Raw genomic sequence first — 7,440 nt, 5'->3', positions numbered from 1 at the left:
AGGTCGGCGACGACCAGCTGGCGGCCGACCTGCTGGTGGCTTTGGGCCGCAACCACGTCGACTGGCTGCGCCAACTGGGAGCGCCGGCCGCGCGCATCCGGATGCTGCGCTCCTTCGATCCGCGCTCGCAGGCCGTCGCGCCGGACGTCGAAGACCCCTACTACGGCAGCCTGGACGACTTCGAGCGGGTCTTCGGCGTGATCGCGACCGCACTGCCCGGCCTGCACGACTGGGTGGACGAGCAGCTGGGGCAGAACGGGGCCGGTTGATGCGGCGCTGGACCTTCCTGCTGCGTCCGAGCTGGCTGGCGCTGGACGTGGTGGTGCTGGCCTTCGCGTACCTGTGTTTCACGGTGCTGGCGCCGTGGCAGCTGGGCAAGAACACCGCCACGTCGCGGGAGAACGCCCAGCTCCAGCGGGCCCTCACCGCCGAACCGGCTCCGGCGACGACGCTGCTGCCGCACCAAGATTCGGCAGCCCCGGCTGACCAGTGGCCACGGGGGAGCGCCCCCGGACGATACCTGCCGGACGCCCAGGTGCTGGTCCGGCTGCGGGTGGTCGAGGGCGAGCCGGCGTTCGAAGTGCTGGTGCCGTTCCGCATTGACGACGGGCCGACCGTGCTGGTGAACCGCGGCTATGTCCGCCCCGAACAGGGTTCACGGGTGCCGCCGATCCCACCGGCCCCGCAGACGACGGTGCGGATCGCCGCCCGGCTGCGCGACCCCCAGCCGCCGATCCCCGGCAAGGAGCCGTTCTCCGAGAACGGGATCCGACAGGTCTACTCGATCGACCCGGCGCAGATCACGGCGCTGACCCATGTGCCGCTCACCCCGACCTATCTGCAACTCACCGACGGCCAGCCGGGCGGGCTGGGGGTGATCGGGTTGCCGCACCTGGACGCCGGGCCGTTTCTGTCCTACGGGGTCCAGTGGATCGCCTTCGGCGTCATCGCACCGCTCGGGCTGGGCTACTTCATCTTCTCCGAGGTCCGCGCACGTCGCACCGAGAAACCCGCCCCGGGGCACCCCGACGCGACGCCCGGGCCGCAGACCGTCGAAGAGAAGCTCGCCGACCGCTACGGCCGGCGCCGCTGACCCGGCCAACCACCCCATTGCCGTCCACGGCCGCCACCTGGACCGGCAAGATAGTCGGCATGAGTGACATCCCCGACACAACCTCCTGGCAGTCGCTGCCCACAGTGGACGACTTTCTCGTCTCGCCCGGCTTCGCCGGGATCACCGTCTTGGTCGCCGCCGCCATCGTCTTCGGCGCGGCCGCCTACCTGTCCCACCGGGAGGGCCGGCGCCGCGCGGAACGGCTCGAACAACAAGAGCGCCACCACCGGGAACACCGCGACGATCGCCGGCGCGCCGAGGCGATCAGCCGGTGCTGGGACCGGCTGGTGTGGCTGGTGGAGAACGCCGGCGCCGAACCCGCCGCGGCCGATGCGGACGACGCCGGCCTCGGTCTGGGACCGGAGCTGGCGCTGGAGCTGCTGCACGGGTTGCAGCGCGACGCCGAAGAGCTCGGTGACGACACGCTGACCCGCGCCGTGAGCGTCTACCTCGCCCAGTACGGGCTGGTGCTGGGCTGGCACGGTGGACCGCTGCCGGAACCCGCCCCCCGCAGCGACGTCCGGAAGTCGCCGGCGCCGGTCAAGACGCCCGCCAAGGCGCCCGCCAAGACGGAGCAGACGGCGGGCAAACCCTCCACCGCGCCGGCCGAGGCCCACGCGGAGACCGGCGAAGGGGACCACCGGTGACCACACTGCGCCGGCACCTCGAGGATCTGGACCCCGCTGCCTGGGCCGCGCTGACCAAGCGCACCGCCGAATACGCCGTCGCCGCGGCCGAACGGCTCGGCCGGCGGCCACCCGCCCAGCTGGTGGCGCTGGCCTCGATGACCGAAGCCCAGCTGGTCAAACAGCGGCAACGCTCCGGGGCCGCGACGACCAAACGACCCACCGCACGGATGCGGATCATCGAGGCGGACCATCGACGCGCGCTGGCCGAGCAACGAGCGCGCGACGCCGAGCAGGAGCGGAAGGACGCCGTCGCCGATGCGACAGCCGCCCGCAAAGAGGCGCGGGAGTCGACGCGGGCGGCCGAGATGGCACGGGAACGAGCCCGAGCCGCCGACGCCGATTCGGTCCGCAAGCACACCCAGTGGGCCGCCGAGCGCCGGGAGATGCAGGCGGCCGTGGAGCGGATCACCGCCGAGCGTGACCAGCTGCGGGCCGAGTCCGCAGCCGAGGTGGCCGTCGCCCGTGAGCAGGCTCAGGCGGCGCAGCAACGTGCCGACCAGAGCATGGCCGCGCGAGCCGCCGAACGGGCCGCCGGCCAGCGCGCGATCGAGGACCTCCAGACGCAGCTCGAGCACGCCGGCGCCGAGGCCGTCACGGCTCGCGAGCAGGCCCGGGCCGCGCAGGAACGCGCCGACCAGAGCATGGCCGCGCGAGCCGCCGAGCGGGCCGCCGGTCAACGCGCGATCGAGGAGCTCCAGGCACAGCTCGACCAGACCCGGTCTGACACCGTGGCCGAACTCGTCGCGGCTCGCGAGCAGGCCCGGTCCGCGCAGCAGCGCGCCGAGCAGCGCATCGACGAGCGGGCCGCCGCCCGAGCCGCCGGCCAACGCGAGCTCGAAGATCTTCGGGCCCAGTTCGACCAGGCTCGCGCCGACGCCGCCGCCGAACTGGCGGCCGCCCGCGAGCAGGCCTGGGCCGCCCAGGGCAAGACCGAACAGGTCTCCATCGAACAGCTGGCCGGCGCCCAGCTGCTCACCATGCCGATCCCGCCCTGGGGCATCCGGCCGAAAACCCTGCTGGTGGAGAACGAACTGGCCGCGCTGCACCGGATCAGTTACACACTCGAAGTGGAGGTCGCCGAACAGGCCGATTCCCGTATTCCCCTCGACGCCCAGGTGGCCCGCAACTGTGTGCAGACGATCCGCACCCAGGCCGACGCGCTGCTCAACGAATTTCATGACCTGCCAACCAGATTCGCTGCGGGCGCGCAGGCCCAGGAGGCCGCCGACTACGCCGCCGTCGCCTCGGCCAGCTGTCGCGCCTTCCTGCAGCGAATCGGCGCCGCCGCGCAGCGGGTGAATCACCGCCGCAACGGCGAGGCCGGCGCGGTGATCGACGCGGTGGCCGGCATGCTCGCCGACCCGGCCGTCCAACGCCTGTCCGGACGACTGGGCACCGCCGGTGATTGACCTGCGGCAACACCGGTGGGCGCGGACGGGATCGAACCGCCGACCGCTGGTGTGTAAAACCAGAGCTCTACCACTGAGCTACGCGCCCCGCCTCGGGCAGGCTACCCGGCCGGTGCCGGGCACCCAACTCCGGCGAGGAGCTACCCCCGCAGCGCGGCCAGCGCGTCGACCCACTGCTGCTGGTCGCGTGCCTCGCCGGGTTGTTTCATCTCGGCGAACCGGATGATCCCGGACCGGTCCACCACGAAGGTGCCCCGGTTGGCGAAGCCGGTGTCGTCGTTGAACACCCCGTATGCCTCACTGACCGCGCCGTGCGGCCAGAAATCGGACAGCACCGGGAACAGGAAGCCGCTCTCGGTCGCCCAGATCTTGTGGGTGGGCGGCGGCCCCACCGAGATGGCCAGGGCCGCGCTGTCGTCGTTGACGAAGCTCGGCAACCGGTCGCGCAGATGGTCCAGCTCGCCCTGGCAGATGCCGGTGAACGCCAGCGGAAAGAACACCAGCAAGACGTTCTTGTCGCCCCGGTAGTCCCGCAGCGTGACCGGCTGCTGGTTCTGGTCGCGCAGGGTGAAATCCGGCGCTTCGGTGCCCACGTCCAGCATCAGCGCTTCGCCGCCCGCGACTTGGGCTGCACCAGCCGGCTGGCGCTCCATTCACCCAGGTTCACCGACGACGTCGGCATCAGGCCCGCCGTCGGCGCCGCCTCGGCGATCTCGGCCGGCAGCACGTGCCCCGGCCTGCCGGTCTTCGGCGTCAGCACCCAGACCAACCCGTCGTCGGCCAGCGGCGCGATCGCGTCCATCAGCATGTCCACCAGGTCGCCGTCGCCGTCGCGCCACCACAGCAGGGCCACATCGACGACCTCGTCGGTGACCGTGTCGTCGAGCAGGTCATTGCCGCAGGCGTCTTCGATGTCGGCGCGAATGTCGTCGTCGGTATCGTCGTCCCAGCCCCATTCCTGGACAACCTGCTGCGTCTCGATGCCCAGTTTCCGGGCGTAGTTCGGCGCGTCATCCGCGGCGACCACCGTGCGACCTCCTTCGACCCTCAGCGTGCCGTGCGCTCGACATCATCGTTGCACAACACCCGGTCTGCCATGCGCTCGAATCAATAGCTGCGGCACTGCTGCATCCCTTTGTTCCGAATGTCGTTCAGTTGGTCGATCCGGGTGTTGTATACCGCCCCCGGAGCGCGGGCGGAGATCGCGTCGGCCACCAACCGGGCCGCGTCCGCGTAGGAGCTGAACGTGTCCCGAAGGTCGGCCGGCATCGCGTCGTTGACCGCACCGGAGACCGTGTCGGCCGCGTCGTTGAGCGCATCCACCGCCGGGCCCTCGGTTTCGCCGGTATCGCCGTTGCTGTTGACCGCGTCGACGTACTTGTTCACCACATCGATGGCATTGGTGGTGGTTTCACTGAACGTGCTGCACGCGCCGCGCACCGCCTGGGTGCTGGACGCCGCGGCCGACGCCGACCGTGAATGGGAGACCGACGTGCGGTATTCGGGAGCCGCCGAGGTGTCGACCGACGACGTGCCCTCGACGACCTTGTTACACCCGACGACCAGTATCGCCAGCGCCGCCACGACGCCGGCCACCAGGCCGACCGTTCGGACCGGTATCCGCCCAGGTCCGCGCCGCCGGCTACCCCGTGGGTTCAGCACACCGTCAAACGTTACCGGGTTCGGAACACCAGATCGCCGCCCGGGCTGGCGGTGGTGGGGGTGCCGGCGGTACGGCACGATGGAAGGACGATGATCGACGGTTGATTCACCCTCAAACCGCCAGACCAAGGAGCGGAAGTTGACTACCGAGTTCGTGCGTCACGACCTGGCCAAAGGCTCAAGCGGCGCAGGTGAACCCGATCGGGTGCGGGTGATCCGTGAGGGGGTGGCGTCCTACCTGCCCGACATCGACCCGGACGAGACCTCCGAGTGGCTGGAGTCCTTCGACAACCTGCTGGCGAGGTCCGGATCGGCCCGGGCCCGCTACCTGATGCTGCGGCTGCTGGAGCGGGCCGGCGAGCAGCGGGTGGCGATCCCGGCGCTGACGTCGACCGACTACGTCAACACCATCCCGACCGAGCTGGAGCCGTGGTTCCCCGGGGACGAGGACGTGGAACGCCGCTACCGCGCCTGGATGCGCTGGAACGCGGCCGTCATGGTGCACCGCGCGCAACGACCCGGTGTCGGTGTCGGCGGGCACATCTCGACCTACGCCTCGTCGGCGACCCTGTACGAGGTCGGGTTCAACCACTTCTTCCGCGGCAAATCCCATCCGGGCGGCGGCGATCAGGTGTTCATCCAGGGCCACGCCTCGCCCGGCATCTACGCGCGGGCCTTCCTGGAGGGCCGGCTGACCACCCATCAGCTCGACGGCTTCCGCCAGGAGCACAGCCACCCGCCGGGCCTGCCGTCCTACCCGCATCCGCACCTGATGCCGGACTTCTGGGAGTTCCCGACGGTGTCGATGGGCCTGGGCCCGTTGAACGCGATATACCAGGCCCGGTTCAACCACTACCTGCACGACCGCGGCATCAAGGACACCTCCGGCCAGCACGTCTGGTGCTTCCTGGGCGACGGTGAGATGGACGAGCCGGAGAGCCGCGGGCTGCTGCACGTCGGCGCGCTGGAGGGCCTGGACAACCTGACCTTCGTGATCAACTGCAACCTGCAGCGCCTGGACGGCCCGGTGCGCGGCAACGGCAAGATCATCCAGGAGCTGGAGTCGTTCGTCCGCGGCGCCGGCTGGAACGTGATCAAGGTGGTGTGGGGCCGCGAGTGGGACGCCCTGCTGCACGCCGACAAGGACGGCGCACTGGTCAACCTGATGAACGTCACCCCCGACGGCGACTACCAGACCTACAAGGCCAACGACGGCGGCTACGTCCGGCAGCACTTCTTCGGCCGCGACCCGCGGACCAAGGCGCTGGTCGAGCATCTGACCGACGACCAGATCTGGAACCTGAAACGCGGCGGCCACGACTACCGCAAGGTCTACGCCGCCTACCAGGCCGCGGTCGAACACAAGGGCCAGCCGACCGTCATCCTGGCCAAGACCATCAAGGGCTACGGCCTGGGCAGCTACTTCGCCGGGCGCAACGCCACCCACCAGATGAAGAAGTTCCGACTGCAAGACCTCAAGGACTTCCGCGACGAGATGCGGATCCCGATCTCGGACGCCGAGCTGGAGCAGAACCCCTCCCTGCCGCCCTACTACCACCCCGGTCCGGACGCCCCGGAGATCCGCTACCTGCTGGACCGGCGGCACAACCTGGGCGGGTTCCTGCCGGAGCGGCGCACCAAGGCCAAGGCGTTGACCCTGCCCGGGCCCGAGCCGTATGCGCCGGTGAAGACCGGCTCGGGCAAGCAGGAGGTGGCCACCACGATGGCCCTGGTCCGCATCTTCAAGGAGCTGCTGCGCGACCAGAGCCCGTCCGGGATCGGCTCGCGGATCGTCCCGATCATCCCCGACGAAGCACGCACGTTCGGGATGGACTCCTGGTTCCCCAGCTTGAAGATCTACAACCGCAACGGGCAGCTGTACACCTCGGTCGACCACGAAATGATGCTGGCCTACAAGGAGAGCGACACCGGCCACATGCTGCACGAGGGCATCAACGAGGCCGGCGCCGGGGCCAGCTTCGTCGCGGTCGGCACCTCCTACGCCACCCACGACGAGCCGATGATCCCGCTGTACATCTTCTATTCGATGTTCGGCTTCCAGCGCATCGGCGACCTGCTGTGGGCGGCCGGCGACCAGATGACCCGCGGCTTCCTGCTCGGCGCCACCGCGGGACGGACCACGCTGACCGGCGAGGGGCTGCAGCACGCCGACGGGCATTCGTTGCTGCTGGCCTCGACCAACCCCGCGGTGGTGACCTACGACCCGGCGTTCGCCTACGAACTCGCCCACATCATCGAGAGCGGCCTGTCCCGGATGTACGGCGAGAATCCGGAGAACTGCTACTTCTACATCACCATCTACAACGAGCCGATCGTGCAGCCGCCGGAGCCGGACCGGCTGGACGTCGAGGGCCTGCTGCGCGGTATCTACCGGTTCCGGGCCGCCCGGGAGCGACGGACCCACACCGCCAACCTGCTGGCGTCCGGGGTGGCGATGCCGGACGCGCTGCGCGCCGCCGACCTGCTGGCCGCGGAGTGGGACGTGGCCGCCGACGTGTGGTCGGTGACCAGCTGGGGCGAGCTGAACCGGGACGGGATCGCGGTG

Annotated in this window: 8 protein-coding genes and 1 tRNA gene; 5 read left to right on the top strand and 4 right to left on the bottom strand. The window is 70.2% G+C overall.

Annotated features, from left to right (window positions below; all coding sequences use genetic code 11):
• The 4 genes from AC2VNT_RS17475 to AC2VNT_RS17460 all read left to right on the top strand — a co-directional run.
• The coding region (locus AC2VNT_RS17475) for an arsenate reductase/protein-tyrosine-phosphatase family protein (RefSeq protein WP_486948053.1) at positions 1-269 on the top strand (269 nt) is incomplete at its 5' end.
• Positions 269-1,093, top strand: a complete 825-nt coding sequence (locus tag AC2VNT_RS17470; RefSeq protein WP_486948052.1) for an SURF1 family cytochrome oxidase biogenesis protein — start codon at positions 269-271, stop codon at positions 1,091-1,093. The genes AC2VNT_RS17475 and AC2VNT_RS17470, both read left to right, overlap by 1 nt.
• A gap of 59 nt (positions 1,094-1,152) precedes the next feature.
• The gene (locus AC2VNT_RS17465; protein ID WP_486948051.1) at positions 1,153-1,761 is read left to right on the top strand and encodes a hypothetical protein; all 609 of its coding nucleotides are present in this window, start codon (positions 1,153-1,155) and stop codon (positions 1,759-1,761) included.
• Positions 1,758-3,212, top strand: coding sequence for a hypothetical protein (locus AC2VNT_RS17460; protein ID WP_486948050.1), 1,455 nt, complete (start codon positions 1,758-1,760; stop codon positions 3,210-3,212). The genes AC2VNT_RS17465 and AC2VNT_RS17460 overlap by 4 nt, the downstream gene beginning before the upstream one ends.
• Before the next feature lie 16 nt (positions 3,213-3,228).
• Here the strand turns inward: AC2VNT_RS17460 and AC2VNT_RS17455 are convergent.
• The 4 genes from AC2VNT_RS17455 to AC2VNT_RS17440 form a co-directional block, all read right to left on the bottom strand.
• Positions 3,229-3,300: transfer RNA gene (locus tag AC2VNT_RS17455), tRNA-Val, on the bottom strand.
• 52 nt (positions 3,301-3,352) lie between these two features.
• Positions 3,353-3,814, bottom strand: coding sequence for a peroxiredoxin (locus tag AC2VNT_RS17450; RefSeq protein WP_486948049.1), 462 nt, complete (start codon positions 3,812-3,814; stop codon positions 3,353-3,355).
• Positions 3,814-4,239, bottom strand: coding sequence for a DUF3052 domain-containing protein (locus tag AC2VNT_RS17445; RefSeq protein ID WP_486948048.1), 426 nt, complete (start codon positions 4,237-4,239; stop codon positions 3,814-3,816). The genes AC2VNT_RS17450 and AC2VNT_RS17445 overlap by 1 nt, the downstream gene beginning before the upstream one ends.
• 80 nt (positions 4,240-4,319) lie before the next feature.
• Complete coding sequence (locus AC2VNT_RS17440; protein ID WP_486948047.1) at positions 4,320-4,808, bottom strand: hypothetical protein; 489 nt, start codon at positions 4,806-4,808, stop codon at positions 4,320-4,322.
• A 205-nt stretch (positions 4,809-5,013) separates the two neighbouring features.
• Between AC2VNT_RS17440 and aceE the strand changes: the two genes are divergently transcribed.
• A partial coding sequence (gene aceE, locus AC2VNT_RS17435) for a pyruvate dehydrogenase (acetyl-transferring), homodimeric type (RefSeq protein ID WP_486948046.1) occupies positions 5,014-7,440 on the top strand: 2,427 nt, incomplete at its 3' end.

Source organism: Mycobacterium sp. TH-M15 (assembly GCF_057473705.1).
This window is presented reverse-complemented; position numbering and strand designations above follow the sequence as displayed.

What these genes read in the sequence shown, in the direction of transcription:
- AC2VNT_RS17470 (WP_486948052.1), top strand. Translation starts at nt 269, where the DNA reads ATGCGGCGCTGGACCTTCCTGCTGCGTCCGAGCTGGCTGGCGCTGGAC.
- AC2VNT_RS17450 (WP_486948049.1), bottom strand. Translation starts at nt 3,814, where the DNA reads ATGCTGGACGTGGGCACCGAAGCGCCGGATTTCACCCTGCGCGACCAG.
- AC2VNT_RS17465 (WP_486948051.1), top strand. Translation starts at nt 1,153, where the DNA reads ATGAGTGACATCCCCGACACAACCTCCTGGCAGTCGCTGCCCACAGTG.